At 39.2% G+C, this 17,131-nt stretch carries 18 protein-coding genes; 11 read left to right on the top strand and 7 right to left on the bottom strand.

The annotated features are described in order from the left end of the window. Window positions 1–151 precede the first annotated feature (151 nt). Complete coding sequence (locus tag AW165_RS17790; RefSeq protein ID WP_002115409.1) at window positions 152–1,273, bottom strand: 5-(carboxyamino)imidazole ribonucleotide synthase; 1,122 nt, start codon at window positions 1,271–1,273, stop codon at window positions 152–154. A gap of 9 nt (window positions 1,274–1,282) precedes the next feature. Next, window positions 1,283–1,798, bottom strand: coding sequence for a 5-(carboxyamino)imidazole ribonucleotide mutase (gene purE, locus AW165_RS17785; RefSeq protein WP_002115451.1), 516 nt, complete (start codon window positions 1,796–1,798; stop codon window positions 1,283–1,285). A 228-nt stretch (window positions 1,799–2,026) separates the two neighbouring features. Here purE and AW165_RS17780 point away from each other — a divergent pair, with 228 nt between their 5' ends. Then, window positions 2,027–2,485, top strand: a complete 459-nt coding sequence (locus AW165_RS17780; RefSeq protein WP_060466613.1) for a hypothetical protein — start codon at window positions 2,027–2,029, stop codon at window positions 2,483–2,485. A 70-nt stretch (window positions 2,486–2,555) separates the two neighbouring features. Here the strand turns inward: AW165_RS17780 and AW165_RS17775 are convergent, their stop codons facing one another. Then, window positions 2,556–2,918 (bottom strand): DMT family protein, encoded by a 363-nt coding sequence (locus AW165_RS17775; protein ID WP_075384089.1) that lies wholly within the window; start codon window positions 2,916–2,918, stop codon window positions 2,556–2,558. Between the two features lie 240 nt (window positions 2,919–3,158). Between AW165_RS17775 and mpl the strand changes: the two genes are divergently transcribed. Next, a complete protein-coding gene (gene mpl, locus AW165_RS17770; protein ID WP_060466612.1) occupies window positions 3,159–4,532 on the top strand; it encodes a UDP-N-acetylmuramate:L-alanyl-gamma-D-glutamyl-meso-diaminopimelate ligase in 1,374 nt (457 codons plus the stop codon). 66 nt (window positions 4,533–4,598) lie between these two features. On the opposite strand, the gene AW165_RS17765 is transcribed toward mpl, so the two are convergent. Continuing rightward, on the bottom strand, window positions 4,599–5,849 hold the full coding sequence (locus tag AW165_RS17765; protein WP_060466611.1) for a low temperature requirement protein A: 1,251 nt from the start codon (window positions 5,847–5,849) through the stop codon (window positions 4,599–4,601). 135 nt (window positions 5,850–5,984) lie between these two features. Here AW165_RS17765 and AW165_RS17760 point away from each other — a divergent pair, with 135 nt between their 5' ends. The 8 genes from AW165_RS17760 (at window position 5,985) to AW165_RS17725 (ending at window position 13,489) form a co-directional block, all read left to right on the top strand. After that, the gene (locus AW165_RS17760; RefSeq protein ID WP_060466610.1) at window positions 5,985–6,581 is read left to right on the top strand and encodes an undecaprenyl-diphosphatase; all 597 of its coding nucleotides are present in this window, start codon (window positions 5,985–5,987) and stop codon (window positions 6,579–6,581) included. A 319-nt stretch (window positions 6,582–6,900) separates the two neighbouring features. Further along, the gene (locus AW165_RS17755) at window positions 6,901–7,857 is read left to right on the top strand and encodes a TerC family protein (protein ID WP_017386224.1); all 957 of its coding nucleotides are present in this window, start codon (window positions 6,901–6,903) and stop codon (window positions 7,855–7,857) included. A 188-nt stretch (window positions 7,858–8,045) separates the two neighbouring features. After that, window positions 8,046–8,411 carry a hypothetical protein gene (locus AW165_RS17750; protein WP_032012817.1) on the top strand — a complete coding sequence of 122 codons (366 nt, stop codon included), beginning with the start codon at window positions 8,046–8,048 and terminating at the stop codon, window positions 8,409–8,411. A gap of 21 nt (window positions 8,412–8,432) precedes the next feature. Beyond that, window positions 8,433–9,593 (top strand): glutathionylspermidine synthase family protein, encoded by a 1,161-nt coding sequence (locus tag AW165_RS17745; RefSeq protein ID WP_060466609.1) that lies wholly within the window; start codon window positions 8,433–8,435, stop codon window positions 9,591–9,593. A gap of 291 nt (window positions 9,594–9,884) precedes the next feature. Next, window positions 9,885–10,940, top strand: a complete 1,056-nt coding sequence (locus tag AW165_RS17740; RefSeq protein ID WP_060466608.1) for a Rieske 2Fe-2S domain-containing protein — start codon at window positions 9,885–9,887, stop codon at window positions 10,938–10,940. A gap of 56 nt (window positions 10,941–10,996) precedes the next feature. Beyond that, window positions 10,997–12,322, top strand: a complete 1,326-nt coding sequence (gene guaD, locus AW165_RS17735; RefSeq protein ID WP_060466607.1) for a guanine deaminase — start codon at window positions 10,997–10,999, stop codon at window positions 12,320–12,322. A 214-nt stretch (window positions 12,323–12,536) separates the two neighbouring features. Continuing rightward, window positions 12,537–13,064 (top strand): hypoxanthine phosphoribosyltransferase, encoded by a 528-nt coding sequence (hpt, locus tag AW165_RS17730; protein WP_004795560.1) that lies wholly within the window; start codon window positions 12,537–12,539, stop codon window positions 13,062–13,064. Window positions 13,065–13,237: 173 nt separating this feature from the next. Next, complete coding sequence (locus tag AW165_RS17725) at window positions 13,238–13,489, top strand: GlsB/YeaQ/YmgE family stress response membrane protein (protein WP_000269732.1); 252 nt, start codon at window positions 13,238–13,240, stop codon at window positions 13,487–13,489. Between the two features lie 53 nt (window positions 13,490–13,542). Here AW165_RS17725 and AW165_RS17720 read toward each other — a convergent pair whose 3' ends face one another. Beyond that, on the bottom strand, window positions 13,543–14,241 hold the full coding sequence (locus AW165_RS17720; RefSeq protein WP_060466606.1) for a DsbC family protein: 699 nt from the start codon (window positions 14,239–14,241) through the stop codon (window positions 13,543–13,545). Window positions 14,242–14,337: 96 nt separating this feature from the next. Continuing rightward, window positions 14,338–15,333: a CDF family Co(II)/Ni(II) efflux transporter DmeF gene (gene dmeF / locus AW165_RS17715; protein WP_081410716.1), complete on the bottom strand. Its 996-nt coding sequence runs from the start codon at window positions 15,331–15,333 to the stop codon at window positions 14,338–14,340. A gap of 42 nt (window positions 15,334–15,375) precedes the next feature. Here dmeF and AW165_RS17710 point away from each other — a divergent pair, with 42 nt between their 5' ends. Continuing rightward, window positions 15,376–15,639, top strand: coding sequence for a metal/formaldehyde-sensitive transcriptional repressor (locus AW165_RS17710; protein ID WP_057070382.1), 264 nt, complete (start codon window positions 15,376–15,378; stop codon window positions 15,637–15,639). Window positions 15,640–15,687: 48 nt separating this feature from the next. Here AW165_RS17710 and mnmE read toward each other — a convergent pair whose 3' ends face one another. Beyond that, window positions 15,688–17,043: a tRNA uridine-5-carboxymethylaminomethyl(34) synthesis GTPase MnmE gene (gene mnmE, locus AW165_RS17705; protein ID WP_060466604.1), complete on the bottom strand. Its 1,356-nt coding sequence runs from the start codon at window positions 17,041–17,043 to the stop codon at window positions 15,688–15,690. Between the last annotated feature and the right edge of the window lie 88 nt (window positions 17,044–17,131).

The following is a 17,131-nucleotide window of genomic DNA, read 5'->3' as shown; positions in this document are numbered from 1 at the left end:
TTTTAAATTCAAATTACAGTAGCTTTTTTAAATTCAAAAGTTTAAATCAGAGTTATCCACAAACATAAAATATGCATGTTCTATTATTTTTTAAATTTAAAAGATAAAAAAAGCGATCTGAAGATCGCTTTTTAGAGAATTAAAAATACTTTTAGAGGGTCATATCTGCTGTTAAAGCGAGTGGTTCTGGCAAAATTTCCGCCAATTGACGGCATAAATTCGTCAATTCATTACTATCCACAGGCATTAAAGTGATATGGCCTAATTTGCGGCCAGCACGTTCTGACTTGTTATAAAGATGCAGATGAGCACCATTTAAGGCAAGTACATCCTCAGTTTTAGGATGTTGACCAATAATATTGATCATAACCGTTGGGCGAACAACTTCTGTTGAGCCTAATGGTAATCCTGCAACAGCTCGAATATGGTTTTCAAACTGAGAACAAACCGCGCCTTCAATTGACCAGTGGCCTGAGTTATGCACACGTGGTGCCATCTCATTTGCACATAAACCTTGTTCTGTCACAAATAGCTCGAGAGTCAGCACACCAACATAGTTAAGGTGATTCAACAAACGAGTAATGTAGTCTTGAGCAACGGGTTGCAAAGCTTCACTATTCGGTGCAGGAACAATTGAATGCGATAAAATACCATTATGATGATGGTTTTCAGCCAGTGGCCAAGTTTTTACTTCACCATTTTGGCCGCGCACTGCAATAATTGAAACTTCACGAGAGAATTTAACAAAGCTTTCGGCAACTAGACTTTTTGCAGGACCAAGTTCAGCCCAAGCAGTATCAATCTGGTCTTCTGAACGAAGTACAAACTGACCTTTGCCGTCATATCCACCAGTTGCAGTCTTAAGCACGATCGGTAAACCAAGCTCAGCCACAGCCTTTTTCAAGCTTTCTAAGCTATCTACAGCACGATACGGCGCAACAGGAATAGTAAGCTCATCAAACAATGCTTTTTCTGACAAACGATTTTGCGCAGTTGCTAAAGCAACACGGGGAGGGTGCAATGTTTTAGTTTGTGTCAAAACATCAACATCTTCAACTGGCGTATTTTCAAATTCAAGACTGAAAACATCAGCACTTTCAATAAACTGCTTTAAACCTTGCTCATCTTGGCTAGAAAAGACCTGGCCTAAAACACCTGCAGGACAATCTGTATTTGCTTCAAAAAAAGTACATTGAATATTTAATGGTAACGCTGCTTGTGCCATCATACGGCCCAGTTGCCCACCACCAAAAATACCGATAGTTTTATCCATCTCAGCCTCTTACACCTGACCCGGAATATTTTTGCTTGCAACTTTATCAGTTTGCGCAGCACGGAAATCAGCAACATTTTTTGCGATTTCAGGACGAGTTAAACCTAAGATTTGTGCAGCCATAATTGCCGCATTCGTTGCACCAGCTGGACCAATCGCTAAAGTACCCACTGCAATACCTGCTGGCATTTGTACAATTGAAAGCAAAGAGTCTACGCCATTTAAAATTGATGATTTAACTGGCACACCTAAAACAGGTAAATCAGTTTTTGCGGCACACATTCCAGGTAAATGCGCTGCACCGCCTGCACCAGCAATAATCACTTGAATACCGCGATCACGTGCAGTTTCTGCATATTCAAATAAACGATCTGGAGTACGATGAGCAGATACCACTTCCGCTTCAAATGGGACACCAAGCTGTTTAAGCATATTGGCTGTGTTTTCGAGAGTTGCCCAATCAGATTGAGAACCCATAATAATTCCAACGAGAGGTTGAGCGTCTTGTGCTGCGGCCGCATTCATTGCTAATGTTCCAGAGACAAAAGTAAAAGAAGATAAATCTCGACGAGAGCCAAGTTTTAAATGGTTCGGAAGCCCATTATTATAGACTGATTTTTCATCTCACGAAAATTTAACTGACTAGCTCTGCGAATATTTTTAATATCATCAAAAAATGTCATGCTTTAACAGTGACACATTCTCAATTTTTATTAATATAACGCGCTTAATCAAATCAATAAGAGCTTAATAATGAAAAAATTTCTTGGAGTCCTAATACTCACACTTTGCACAACAACGAGTTACGCGGCTTTAGTAAATTTAAACATCGATGAATTTCAAAAAACCATTAAAACTTTAAATAAAGAAAAAGGTTATAACGGAGAAATCAAAAGTGGAGCATTAACTGGCAAAGTCCAAGAGAAATTTATTGTTACTGGAACATCTGCTACTGATGAGAGAGAACCAGTTCTGATGACTGGTTATTATCTTGGTGCAACTGAGGTAGGAAATTTATATTCAATTACTGAATATCGCATTTACTGTGACGATCAGACCTATGGTTTTGCCATGTCTAATTTTGAGCCTGATGGCGCCTTAAGCTTAACTACAACAGACAGTAATTATGCTTTTGACTATGAAGACCCAACGCCAAGAGATCAACAATTTTCTAAAATTCTAAAAAAAGCATGTAAGTATTCAGCTAAATAAATAGTTATGTCTACTAACTATGGCTTGTTATTAAATAGAATAAATCATTTAATTCACAAGCCATAGGAGCTTACTGGCTTCTAAATACAAAATAAACACAACCAAATAGGCATAACATCGCCCATAAGTAATCGAGTTTAAAGGGTTGCTTAAACAAGAAAATCATAAAAGGTACAAACACGACCAATGTAACCACTTCCTGAGTGATCTTCATTTCACCGAGTAACCAGCCTTGCGCGCTTAACATACGAGTAGCTGGGATCATAAAACTGTATTCAAGTAAGGCAATAATCCAACCGAATAGAATCGCTTGCCAAAGTGGAGCATGGTGCAAAAATTTAAGATGCCCATACCATGCAAGTGTCATAAAGCAGTTAGAAATAATTAATAGCGTAAAAGCTAAAACCGTTGGGCTCAAAGGCACATCCTTCATCATCACGATGATTTAAGTATTTTAACGATACAAAACATTATAAAAGATAAAACTGTAATTCAGCTTAAATCTAAAAAATAAAGCTGTAGTTTTATTAGGGTCTCAAACACATAGAACAACAACGATTTTTGACTATCTTTTCGAGTTTAGCCTTGCTATCGTTGCTGGCAAATTTATCAATAATGCACACACAGCAATTCATTTTAATGTTGTGTACAAAAGCAGTGGAGAAGGCGAGCAATGCATCTGCATATCTTGGGTATTTGTGGCACTTTTATGGGCTCTTTAGCACTTTTGGCTCGTGATTTAGGACATAAGGTAACTGGTTCCGATTTAAACGTTTACCCACCGATGTCTACCCAGTTAGAAAATGCAGGCATTACACTCATGCAAGGCTATGACCGTAGTCATTTACAGCCTCATCCGGACTTGGTTATTGTCGGCAACGCCATGAAACGTGGTATTGATGCTGTGGAATACATGCTCAATGAAGGCCTGCCATATATTTCTGGTCCACAGTTCCTTGCAGATCACGTTTTACAAGGCAAACATGTCCTTGGTGTGGCGGGTACTCATGGAAAAACCACGACTACCACCATGCTCGCTTGGGTACTTGATCAGGCTGGTTTAAACCCAGGCTTTTTAATTGGTGGTGTGCCACTTGGTTTTAGTGAAAGTGCTCGTTTAGGCGGTGGCAAATACTTCTGCGTTGAAGCTGATGAATATGACTCAGCTTTCTTTGATAAACGTTCTAAGTTTGTTCATTATCATCCAAAAACGGCGATTTTAAATAATCTTGAATTTGACCATGCCGATATTTTTGATGACTTAGCAGCGATTCAAAAGCAATTCCATCATCTTGTTCGTACCATTCCAAGTGAAGGCCGTATTATTGCGCCAATTACTGAAACTCATATTGATGAAGTGCTTGAAATGGGTTGCTGGACGCCAGTGATTCGTACTAGTTTAGAAGCGAATGAAAAAGCTGCTCTCTCTGCCGAATTAATTTCAATTGATGGCAGCCATTTTAAAGTACTCGAAAATGGCAATGTCGTTGGCGAAGTTAAATGGAGCATGACAGGGCAACATAGTGTAGCGAATGCTTTGGCAACCATTGCAGCCGCTCAACATGTAGGTGTTACGCTTGATCAAGCTTGTGAAGCTTTGTCTAACTTTGGCGGTGTGAAACGTCGTATGGAGTTACTCGGCACAGTCAATGGTATTGAGGTTTATGATGACTTCGCTCACCATCCAACAGCAATTGACACAACTTTAGATGGCGCACGCAAACGCTTAGGTGAACGCCGTTTATGGGCCATTATTGAACCACGTTCAAACACGATGCGTATGGGTAGCCATAAAGATGGCTTAGCACATTCAGCACGCTTAGCAGACGAAGTGATCTGGTATCAGCCAGAAGGCTTAGATTGGGATTTACAACCTGTAATTGAAGCGGCTTCTAACCATGCTCAAGTGAGCCGTTCACTTGATGAAATTATTGAGCGTATTGTCAATGAAGCAGGTGAGGGCGATGCCGTTGTGATTATGTCTAATGGTGGCTTCGGTGGCTTACATCAAAAATTAATGAGCGCATTAAAAGCAAAAGCTGCTTAAATTTCGCTTTAGATGATTCAATAAAAAATGGGTTTCAAATTGAAACCCATTTTTTATCAGTAACTTTTAAAGCTTTTCTGGCTCTATATTGGCCATAAATTTATTAGAGACCATTAAACGTAAACTATAGACAATGCCCATCGCAAAAACGCTATATCCCACGTTATTACAAATAAACGGAATACATAAAATAATGAGCGCTGTGATTGGATAAAACCATTTCGTGATTCCAGATAAGCATTGGAACTCATAAAGTATCCAAATACAGGTGGTATAAAGCACCACACTCACCGCAACAACTATTCCCATATATAAATCAGAAATATGCGCATGATCGGTTGTAACATCCACGGCAGCAGCAAGCGCAGCACCTACCGCAGCAATACTGACAAAAACAAAATAATGACCATATCCCCAAACAAATGGGCGTACACCTTTTACATGATGGTGTTGTTCGCTACGGTCAAAATAAGCCCACCACATCGCAAACATTAACATCAATCCACCGACCATTAAGAAAATAGCAGGGATATTCATTGACTGAGCGGCTAAAGCATCACGTATGGCATTAAAACTACCGACAATCGACTCACCCAACACAATAATTGTGAGTAGGGCATAACGTTCTACAATATGATGAGGATGCCACGGCGTTGGAGAATATTTTTCTGCATAGATTGGAACAAATAACTCCACTACAACCAGAAATAAAAATAGAGGTATTGAAAGTACATGAGCAAAGTTAGCCACAAGCCAGCCAATTTGTACTAAGACTATACCTATTGCATAGCGATAAGCCGTAACACGCCTTTCAGGATCATGTTTTGCTGCTCTGAGCCACTGAGTCACTAAGGCCATGCGCATGATCACATAACCGATAATGATTACATCAAAATCCTGACTACAAAATACATCAGGGATACCCGCTGCCATGACCAATGACCCTACAATCTGTACAAAGGTAAGGCACCGATACAATGCATCATCGTTATCGTAAGCCGAAGCAAACCATGAAAAATTCATCCATGCCCACCACAGCGCAAAAAATACCATCAGGTAGCTTGGTAATGCATGCCAGAGGTGATTTTCAATAATTGCATGATGTAACTGCTGACCCGCTGTTGCAATCGCGACCACAAAAATTAAATCGAACAATAATTCGAGTGGAGTCGCTGCTCTATGCTGCTGATCAGGATCTCTTGGGGATAGGGGCCTCAAGCTTAATTTTTTCTGTTTTTCTTGAGTAGTCATAAAATAACGTTCTCGTATAAAGTGCCGACACGTTAACACTTTAATATCAACGCTTAGATCACGCATTAAAAATTATCTAGACCTGTTGTTTAATCTTTACCCATCAGCGAGCTATATTTCATTTTTGTGACAATTCTTTATCAAGACCTTAAGCTTAATTCTTTATCATAGCTCACGTTTTTGTTCTTGTTTGGAATATGAATGTCTTTAGAAACACTCAACCTTAGCTTATTCCATGTGATTAATGGGGCTCAGGATGCGAGTCAATTTATCATTCGTCTTGCTATCTTTTTTGCTAATGATCTCCTCTATATTCTCTTATTCATCCTTACATTTTTATGGTTTTATGGCGATCAAGATTTAAAAAATAGGGTCATTAAATCTGTCTTTTTAACCTGCGTATCACTTTTAGTAGGTTACGTTATTTCTCTGTTTTACCATCACTCAAGACCGTTTGTCATGGGTGTGGGTACGACTTTTATTGAACATGCACCAACGGCATCTTTTCCAAGTAATCATATGCTGATTTTCAGCACCATTGCTTTATCTTATTTGTTTGCTCAGCGCAAAATGATTGGAATCATTCTGTTATTTTTGTCATTTGTGGTAGCGTGGTCACGTATTTATTTAGGTGTGCATTTCCCTTTAGACATGTTAGGGGCTTTTATTGTCGCACTACTAGTCAATACAGCAGGTTATTACTTCTGGAATGCTTACGGTACAAGTTTGACGGCATTCTGTATTCATATTTATCAGATTATCTGCAAACCACTTTTAGACCGCGGTTTAATTAAATAACCTATAGATCTTTTTTTGCATTCAAACCACGACATTAAGTTCAGTTGCGTAATACAAAAAAATCTGCCATTCTATGTCGACTTGGATATGTTTTATCCAAAACAGAATTTAGTTTGACAAGGGGAGTAGCCTCCTCCAAACATAACAGCAGTGTTATGTGTCAGATATCGTCAATACGCTTTTATTAAAAAGTCGGTATCTGAGCATCGTGAAATTCATGATGTAGGCAAGACCTTGATCATGTTGATACAGATGTTTAATTCATCTGGCAACTGGTCGAGGTTTTTTTATGCCCAATTGCCGGATGTATGGAGGATTTATGGAATCGATCGGCAATTTATGGCTGTACATAGCATTCTTTGGCATTGTCATTGTGATGCTCCTGATTGACTTTTTAGGCTTTAAACAAAAGCAAGGTCAGGATGTCTCAATTAAGCAAGCTGCTTACTGGAGTGTAGCGTGGGTAAGCGTCGCAGCCCTATTTGGTGGTGGTTTATGGCTTTACCTACAACAAACAGTTGGGGTGACCTTAGCAAACCAAAAAACCATGGAATACTTTGCGGGTTACTTACTCGAAAAGTCCCTCGCAATTGACAACGTTTTCGTCTGGTTAATGATTTTCGCAGCGTTTGCTATTCCAGCTGCACTACAACGTAAAATTTTGCTCTACGGCGTATTAGGCGCAATCGTACTGCGTACCCTCTTTATTTTTATTGGTGCATGGTTCGTTCAAGAGTTTTCTTGGGTACTTTATATCTTCGGTGCGTTCTTGGTATATACAGGCTTTAAGTTCTTAAAAGGCCAAGATGAAGAAACCAATATTGAAGATATCAAGCTCTTAAAATGGTTACGTAACCATATGCGTATTACACCACAGCTTGAAGGTGACAAATTCTTTGTACGTCAAAACGGTTTATTGTGGGCAACGCCGTTATTTCTAGTTTTGATTCTGGTTGAAGCTTCGGACGTGATTTTCGCAGTAGATTCTATTCCTGCTATTTTCGCGGTAACTAGCGACCCGTTTATTGTTTTAACAGCGAACTTAATGGCAATTTTAGGTTTACGCGCAATGTTCTTTTTGCTTGCTGGCGCTGCGACTAAGTTGCATTACTTACCGTATGGCTTAGGCATCATCTTATTGTTCATTGGTGCAAAAATGTTGTTGCTTGATGTATTCCACATGCCAATCTGGATCTCATTAAGCTTTATCGTCATAGTGTTAGCAATCACTGCTTACCTCTCTTTACGACACAACAAAAAGCAATTGCAGTCTTAATTCATCACAACAAGGCATCTACACGTGAGATGCCTTGTTATCTAAATTTTCAAAATAGACTGTACTTTAAAAAAACAGATTAATATCATATGCCAACTTAAAATTTATCTTTCCTAATCAGAAACATAATAGATAACAGCTATTCGGTATTTTATGCCGAACATACTTATTAAAATGTGTGGAGTCTCATGCGTTCTAAAAAAATTAATCTTGTCGTTGTCCCTCTATTACTCACGGCATGTAGCCATAATGATGGTCCTTTAGTACAAGACGTATATAACAACCAATATGACTGTGCTCGCGACTGGAATACCCAAACCTGTGAAGAAGAAAATAGCTCCAGTGGACATGGTTCTAGCTATGTTAGTAGTCGCTATTTAGGGCCTGCGTATTATCAAAATAATCGGGAAGTTTCTTACCACGGCAATACCTTACATCCTTACAGCAATTTGAGTGTAGGCCGACCAATTATTTCAAGCACAGCGAAAAGTTCGTCTTTTTCATCCCCAATTCGTGGTGGTTTTGGCCGTAGCGGTTTTTCTTTCGGAGGCTAAGTCTTTAGGCATTCACTTAATATGAAAAGAAAAATATTTACTCCACGACCAGACTGGCAAGTGGAGCATCAAAATATTGGTTTTGATTATTTTAATTTACCTTCTCTTGATGGCTCAATTTACTGGTCTGAAGGAGTTGCTTATGAGTTTACCCTTAAGCAGATTGAACAACTTGAAGATGCAGCAAATGAACTGCATCAGATGTGTTTAGCAGTAGTAGGAGACCTCATTCAACGGGGTAACTATCCTGCTTATTTTCAAATTCCTGAAGTCGCCATAAACCATATTGAACATTCATGGAAACAAAATGCCCCTATGCTGTATGGCCGTTTTGATTTCGCTTACGATGGGCGAAATATCAAAATGCTGGAATATAACGCCGATACGCCGACTGGCTTACTCGAAGCCTCTGTCGCGCAGTGGCTGTGGATAGAACAAGTCTCAGGCATTGCAAACCGAGATCAATTCAATAGCATTCATGAAGACCTGATTAAACGCTGGAAAACAATTTTACCGCGTGCTAGCCATGTGCATTTTGCTGCTTGTCAGGAGGCTGGAAGGGAAGACTGGGGAAATCTCGAGTACTTGATGGATACAGCTTATCAAGCTCATCTACAAGTTTCCGAGCTTTCTATGGAAAACATAGGCTGGAACGGGCAAGATTTTGTTGATCTCCATAATCAGCCCATTCAAAACATATTTAAGCTCTACCCATGGGAATGGATCTGGGAAGAAGCCTTTTCTCAATATCTCCATCCACGAACACAGTGGATTGAACCTTGTTGGAAAATGTTACTTTCAAATAAAGCGATTCTGGTTGAGCTTTGGAAGCGTTATCCAAATCATCCCTTATTAGTTGAAACCCATGCGTATGAACCGCAACAAGCTTTATCTGGCAAATGGGTGAAAAAGCCGATTTTGGCAAGGGAAGGGGCCAATATTCGAGTTTTACAAGACGGCCATGACCAAGGCGCGGCTTCTGGTAGCTTTTATTTTGATGACTATGACAAATATGGTTATGTCGTACAGAAATGGGTAGATACCCCATTATTTTCAGGACAACTGCCTACACTCGGTTTATGGATGGTTGGACATCAATGCGCCGGCATGTCTATTCGTGAAGATTGCTATGACATTATTGGTAATGATGCTCACTTTGCAGCACATTATTTTGTCGAGTAAAAACGCATAGAGATTTATAAAAAAGCACTTATAAAGTGCTTTTTTATTATGCTTGGTTCGCAATCAAACAGTGCATTTTAGATATATAACAAATAATGAATATTTATTTTTAAAGCTAAATTAGAACAAAAATTCAAAAATATAATAATTTAATCTTATGAATTTTAAAAACTTTATTCTTAATTTCAAAATTAAAAAGTGATATTGGCAAGCTCTTTGCATCTCCTAAAAAGAAAAAAGCCTAGATTTTAAGGGCTCGCGAGAGCCCTGATTTTTTTAAGGAGTGATGCCATGAATGCGATTCCAACTTTAACGCCACTTGCGATGCCATGTAACAGCAGTTTTGATGCAAAAGATTGGGAAATTTTATCAAGTCATTGGTATCCAATTGTCCGTATTCAAGATGTCTCTACTGCACCCCAACGAGTCACGCTACTAGACGTCAATATGGCGTTATATAAAACAGAAAGTGGGGAAATTCATCTGGTTCGAGATATTTGCCCACATCGTGGGGTGCCATTAACCAAAGGTTGGGTGGATGGTGAGGAGATTGTCTGTCCTTATCATGGTCTACGCTATAACACTGAAGGGAAATGTACCCAAATACCAGCTCAGCCCGAACTGACTAAAATTTCTGATCGTTTTTCTCTGACCAAATTTCCAGTTGTACAAAGATATGGTCTCATTTGGACCAGTATTCATGGTCGTGATATTACTAAAGCTAATATTCCTATATTAGATACTTGGGACCACGCAGAGCATCAAGCGATTTTACCGCCTTTTGTGGATATTGGTGGTTCTAGTGGACGTCAACTTGAAGGATTTATCGATGTCGCTCATTTTGCGTGGGTACATCACAATGCCTTTGCGAATCGTGATAATCCCATCGTCCCTAAATATCACACTGAACGTACCGACTATGGTTTAAAAACGGTCTATATCAGCAATGTCAGTAATTATCCGCATGAACTAAAACATCTCGAGCCAGAAGGCTTTTTGTGGAAACGCACCTTTGATGTCTATCCACCTTTTTCAGCCGTACTCACGGTCGATTTTCCAGAAGGTGGGGTCTTAAAAATTTTGAATGCCTGTTGTCCTATCTCAAGTAATAAAACCCGTTTATTTGTTCCACTCACCCGTAACTTTGACCAAACAGGCGATTTAGAAAAGGTATATGCATTTAATGCCCAAATTTTTGCCGAAGACCAAGATATGGTCGAATCACAAAAGCCAGAAGAACTGCCGCTTGATTTAATGATGGAAGCACATTTTGAAGCAGACCGTTCATCAACAACTTATCGACGGATTTTGGCTGAATGGGGACTAAGTAAACGTTATACCGTTTAAATATTGGCTAACTGGGGTACAATCAATCGAAAAAAGTGAAAATATAAAGGCTTTCCATGTCATTGATCGCAAATACCACCGTTGTGCGTGGTCGTTTTTTAGATATCCAGCAAACCGTCTCTGAGCCAACTGATATTCCAAATCAAGTGCGTTATTTGGAAGATGGTGTATTGGTTAGTGAACATGGAAAAATCAAATGGTTTGGTGCATGGGAAGACGCTCAGGCGTATCTACCTGCTGGGGTTGAGATTCAACATTATCCAGAACAATTGATTGTACCTGGCTTTATTGATACCCATATTCATTTCCCGCAAACCGAAATGGTTGGAGCATACGGCGAACAACTTTTAAGCTGGCTCAATACTTATACTTTCCCAACTGAAATCCAATTTCAGGACAAAGCATATGCAAGTGAAATTGCCCAGTTCTTTGTTCAAGAACTACTGAAACACGGTACAACCACAGCACTGGTTTTCTGTACAGTTCACCCCGAGTCTGTTGATGCCTTATTTGAAGCCGCAGAACACGTTCAGATGCGTTTAATTGCTGGTAAGGTACTCATGGACCGCAATGCCCCTGAAGCGCTTTGTGACACGCCAGAAACGGCTTACAGCGACACCAAAGCACTCATTGAAAAATGGCATGGTAAAGGCCGTGCGCTCTATGCGATTACTCCACGTTTTGCACCAACATCTACACCTGAACAGCTAGAAAGAGCAGGGCAGTTAAAACAAGAATTTCCAGATGTGTATGTCCATACCCATTTAAGTGAAAACAAAGATGAAATCGCTTGGGTGAAATCTTTATTTCCAGAACAAGCTGGTTATTTAGATGTTTATCAACATTATGGCTTGACTGGTAAACGTTCTGTATTTGCGCATTGCGTTCACTTAGAAGATCAAGAATGGCAATGTATGCATGATACGCAATCGGCTATCGCATTTTGTCCAACGTCAAACTTGTTCTTAGGCAGTGGTTTATTTCCATTGAAAAAAACATGGGAAAAACAAGTGAAAATGGGCTTGGGTACAGATATCGGTGCTGGTACATCATTTAGTTTGCTGCAAACTGTTAACGAGGCTTATAAGGTTCAGCAATTACAAGGCGATAAACTTTCAGCTTATGAAGCGCTCTATCATGCAACTTTAGGTGGAGCAAAAGCACTTGATTTGCAAGATCAGTTAGGTAACTTCAATGTCGGTAAAGAAGCAGACTTTGTGGTACTAAATCTTAAGCCAACAGCATTACAGGAACTTCGCCAGTCTAAATCTAAATCTGTTGAAGATTCACTGTTTGCATTATTCACTTTAGGTGATGACCGTAATATTGAGGCGACTTATATTTATGGAAACCGTGCTTATCAAAAAGAAACTGTCCAATAAAAACCGAGCCGTTAAGTTTTTGTTATTATTTGGAATATGTACTCTTGCATTAAAGCATGATCGACATAATCCGCAAAATGATAAAATTTCACAGCCATCAAAGGGTGCATGAAACGTCATTTTGCTTTAAAATTTTACCATTAACTCAGATTTTCGAGGTGTTGCAGGTCAACACCTTTTTTATTTTTTCTTTTATATCTTGTAGGAATCTGCCATGACTGTTGCAATGAGCATCATGATTTCAACCGAAGAAATTCAAGCAAAAGTCAAAGAGCTCGGCGAGCAAATTAACGCTCACTATGCAAATAGTGATAAAGAATTGGTCCTGATCGGACTACTTCGTGGTTCTGTTATTTTCATGGCAGACTTGTGCCGTACAATTACCAAACCGCATGAACTCGACTTCATGACAGTGTCTAGTTACGGCGGTGGTACGACTTCAAGTCGAGATGTCAAAATCTTGAAAGATCTTGATGGTGAAATTCGCGGTAAAGATGTATTGGTTGTTGAAGATATTATCGACTCAGGTAATACCTTAAGCAAAGTGATGGAAATGTTGCAAACTCGCGAGCCAAATTCGATTCAATTGTGCACATTAGTGAGTAAACCATCTCGCCGTGAAATTGATCTAGAAGTGAAATTTTTAGGTTTTGAAGTTGAAGACAAGTTTATTGTAGGTTACGGTTTAGACTATGACCAGAAATATCGCCATTTACCGTTTATTGGTGAAATTGGTTTATAAATTTCAGAGAAATAGCACCGTAAGGTGCTATTTTTTTTATATAAAACTTTAGATTTGAACAAAAAAGACACAAAAAGTCGCAATCTGCTACAGACAAAATAGACAGCTCTACCGCACGATAGAATATGAAGCAAAATCATTAACTTCATCAAAAAAACAACTGGAGAACAAATATGTGGTCACTTATTGTCGCTATTGTAGTTGGTTTCTTTGCTGGCTTAATCGCTCGTGCTTTGCATCCTGGGGATGATAAAGCAGGTTTTATCGTAACAACCTTGATTGGTATTGCAGGTTCACTTTTAGCCACTTATGGTGGTCGCTTACTTGGACTTTACGGCGAAAACTCAGCTGCTGGCTTTATCGCATCCGTGATTGGTGCAGTCATTATTCTTTTTATCTACAACTTGATTGCACGAAAAAGCTAAACTTTAATTCATTTATAAAAAAAGCACCTTATGGTGCTTTTTTTAAATTTATTTTAAAGACCTAACTCTTTCCATACGGCCTGAATTTCTTCAGCAGATCGTGCACCCACCAGTTTAAAGCCATTTGCAAAAATCAGGGTAGGAGTCCCATTAAAGCCTAGTTTTTTTCCTAGTTCCAAATTACGGTCAATGGGGTTTGGACAGCTCGTAACCGTTGGTTTAACGCCTTGCTGAATCAGTTTTTTCCATGAGTAAGATTGATTTGGTGCACACCAAACTTGTCTAGAAACAACAATAGACTGTGGTTTTAAAGGATAGATGAACGTGTAAATAGTCACGTCTTTAAGCTTGTCGAGTTCAGGTTCAAGCTGCTTACAATAAGGACAATTTGGATCAGAAAAAACTGCTAAAACATGCTGGCCATTACCTTTGACTGTTTTAATTGCATCTTTTAAAGGCAGCTGTTTCCAATCAATTGAGTTCTGTCCTAAAACTAGATCTTTGGTTAAGTTTTTCTGGTCTCTTAACCGAATCATAGTACCCACAAACATATGTTGCCCATCTTCACCAACATAAATGATTTGTTGATCGAGATTAGCACTATATAGTCCAGGCATTTCGGTTTTCTGGATATTGCTGATTTTCAAATTAGGATATTGTTTTGTAATATTTTCCCGAACAGTATCCACATTGGCAAAACTCACACTTGCAGTTAAGCTAAATAATGCCAATATTCCTAATTTTTTAAGCATAAAACCGACTCATAGGTAGGAGAGGAGATTATTTTAATCAGTTCAGTTTTTTGAAAACAGAACTGATTACCGAGTTATAACCAAACTCACACTCAGTTATGCCAATGTTTCACGTGGAACATAAATAGGTTTTAGAGTATTAATTTCTACCGATATATGCACAATTTCATCATGAATTGATAAAGCCTGACGAATCTGGTCTGCGGTTAAAGAAATATCATCAGTTTCGAGCGCCAAAATACAAGAAAACTTACCTTTCGCGACTTTCCAAACATGAATATCCGTAATTTCAATATGTTTAGGAAACTCAGCAATGACTTCACGGATCTCTTCAACTACCGGATGATCCATCTCTGCATCTAGAAGAGTTTTCCCAGTTTCTTTCATTAAGCCCAAAGACCATTTTGCAACTAAAATAGCACCTAAAATTCCTAAAAGTGCATCTAAAAAATCCCATCCAAAATATTTACCTGCAACAAGAGCAATGATTGCAAAAACGGAAGTTACTGCATCTGCAACCACATGTAAAAATGCAGCTTTTTGGTTTAAATCGTGGTGGTGATGCCCATGATGGTGATGGTGATGGTGATGGTGATGGTGATGGTGATGGTGATGGTGATGGTGTCCATCATCGTGAAGTAACCATGCGCAAATCAAGTTAATGACCAAACCTAAAATTGCAATCGGAATCGCTTCATTATAAAAAATTTCAATTGGATTAAATAAACGTTGTATCGACTGAAACGCCATTAAAATGGCGACAACCATCAACAAAATTGCACTGCTATAACCCGCTAAAATCTCGATTTTCCACGTTCCGAAACTAAACCGACGATCTTTGGAATAATGACGAGCCGCGCGATAGGCAAAATAGGCTAAACCGAGAGCCAACATATGGGAACTCATATGCCAACCATCAGCCAGAAGCGCCATTGAATTGAAAAACCATCCACCGAATATTTCTAACACCATCATTGATGCCGTTAAAATCGTTGCAATCAAAATACGTTTTTGTGCAAGTGGATTTCCTTCATCAAACTGATGTTGATGATGACGTGATACACTATGATCCTGCATAATATTTAAACCCAATATACTCCCTACCAGTATATTGAATTATACAAGAGAACACAGATGAGTCACATTGGTCAGGATAAAAAAATAGTTAATCGTGTAAAACGACTAAAAGGACAAATCAACAGCATTGAGCATGCTGTTGAACAGCCAGATATTTCATGTATAGAAATACTACAACAAGTTGCTGCAATTAAAGGGGCAATAAACGGTTTGATGAGTGAATTAATGGAACAGCATTTACATCATCACGTGCTCAAAAACGCACAAGTTGATCAAAATGAGCTAGATGAATTTTTAAAGGTTCTAAAAAGATATGGTTAACAAGGTGACTGAATGACACAGCGATGTGCATCATTCAGAATTTTGTAATTATTTTCCAATACAGAATGAACCAAAAATCTTGCCTAATAGGTCATCGGCACTAAAGTCACCGGTAATTTCACCTAAAGCATTTTGGGCAAGACGTAGTGACTCAGCAACCAATTCACCTGCGTTAAACACAACAAGTTGCTCGCGTGCTTCTGAAAGATAGAGCTGTGTGCGCTTCATTGCGTCTAAATGACGTGTTCTTGCAATAAAGGTGTCTTCCTCAGGGTGGAAGCCTGCATGCGCTGTAATCGCTTCTACGAGGCCTTGTACGCCCATCTCTTGTTTTGCAGAAACGGTTATATGACGGAACCCTTGAAAATCGCTTATTTCAGCTAATTGCCCAGTTAAATCGCATTTATTACCAATTAACATTAAACGACGCGGTTCAATATGTTCCGCAAAATACTCTTGAGCGAGTTTTAATGGGTCATCACCTTGGTTTAAATCATAAACCAGCAATAACAAATCGGCTTGTTCAATTTCTTTGATTGCACGACGAATCCCTTCTTTTTCAACGATGTCACCTGTTTCACGAAGACCCGCAGTATCTGTTAAGGTGATTGGTAGACCATTTAAGCTAATTTTTTCATGTAAAACATCACGAGTTGTACCAGCAATATCGGTCACAATTGCACGCTCAACACCAGCAAGTGCATTCAACAAGCTCGACTTACCCGCATTTGGTTTACCTGCAATAACGACTTGCAAACCTTCACGTAATAATTGACCTTGTCGTGCAGAGGTTTGAACGGCATGTACCGACTGCTGAACATCTTCAAGTAAAGCTAAAATTTTACCATCTGCCAAGAAATCGATTTCTTCTTCAGGAAAATCAATAGCTGCTTCAACATGCAAGCGTAAATGAATCAGTTTTTCTAAAACAGTATTAATTTTTGTTGAAAAAGCGCCTTGTAAAGAGCGAACCGCAGAGCGTGCCGCAGCTTGCGAAGTCGCATCAATCAAGTCGGCAATCGCTTCCGCTTGTACCAAGTCTATCTTGCCATTTTCAAAAGCACGCATGGAAAATTCGCCGGCTTTTGCAGCAATTGCACCAAGCTCAAATAGACGTCCAAGCAAGGCATTTTGGATGACTGGACCGCCGTGACCTTGTAGCTCTACAACATCTTCACCTGTAAACGAGTGAGGATTGGGAAAGCATAGAACAATCCCTTCATCCATAATACTGCCATCAGCATCATAAAATTTACGGAAGCCCGCCATACGCGCTTCTGGCAAGTTTTTTTGTGTCAGGTTTTGAGCAATTTCATAAGCCTTAGGTCCAGATAGGCGAATCACGCCCACACCACCACGCCCAGGTGGCGTTGCAATTGCGGCAATCGTGGTTTGACTTTGCATATTATTCACCTAAAAACCTAAAATCCAGCCAAAGAAAAATCCGCCTAAGATTACCATCTTAAGCGGATTTATTCAGCAAAAGTTCAAC

Source organism: Acinetobacter sp. LMB-5 (genome assembly GCF_001541635.1).
Classification (GTDB): Bacteria; Pseudomonadota; Gammaproteobacteria; order Pseudomonadales; family Moraxellaceae; genus Acinetobacter; species Acinetobacter pittii.
The sequence above is the reverse complement of the archived record's forward strand: the minus strand, read 5'-3'. Positions and strand labels throughout refer to the sequence as shown.